We start from the raw sequence: 394 nt of genomic DNA, 5'->3' as shown, positions 1-394 counted from the left end.
CTTTGCAGTGCTCACACAGATTGTCTGATGAAAATGAGCAGTAAAACCTCTACAGGCTTGTAGCTCAGGTGGTTAGAGCGCACCCCTGATAAGGGTGAGGTCGGTGGTTCAAGTCCACTCAGGCCTACCAAATTTGCACCGCAAATTTGAGGAGGTTTTAACTACATGTTATGGGGCTATAGCTCAGCTGGGAGAGCGCCTGCTTTGCACGCAGGAGGTCTGCGGTTCGATCCCGCATAGCTCCACCATCTCTGTAGTGATTAAATAAAAAATACTTCAGAGTGTACCTGCAAAGGTTCACTGCGAAGTTTTGCTCTTTAAAAATCTGGATCAAGCTGAAAATTGAAACACTGAACAACGAAAGTTGTTCGTGAGTCTCTCAAATTTTCGCAAC

At 45.7% G+C, this 394-nt stretch carries 2 tRNA genes; both read left to right on the top strand.

The annotated features are described in order from the left end of the window. Nucleotides 1-53: 53 nt before the first annotated feature. Nucleotides 54-130: transfer RNA gene (locus A9180_RS21975), tRNA-Ile, on the top strand. A gap of 42 nt (nt 131-172) precedes the next feature. Then, a tRNA-Ala gene (locus tag A9180_RS21970) sits at nt 173-248 on the top strand. The last annotated feature ends 146 nt before the right edge of the window (nt 249-394 follow it).

Source organism: Escherichia sp. B1147 (assembly GCF_001660175.1).
Lineage (GTDB): Bacteria > Pseudomonadota > Gammaproteobacteria > Enterobacterales > Enterobacteriaceae > Escherichia > Escherichia whittamii.
The sequence above is the reverse complement of the archived record's forward strand: the minus strand, read 5'-3'. Positions and strand labels throughout refer to the sequence as shown.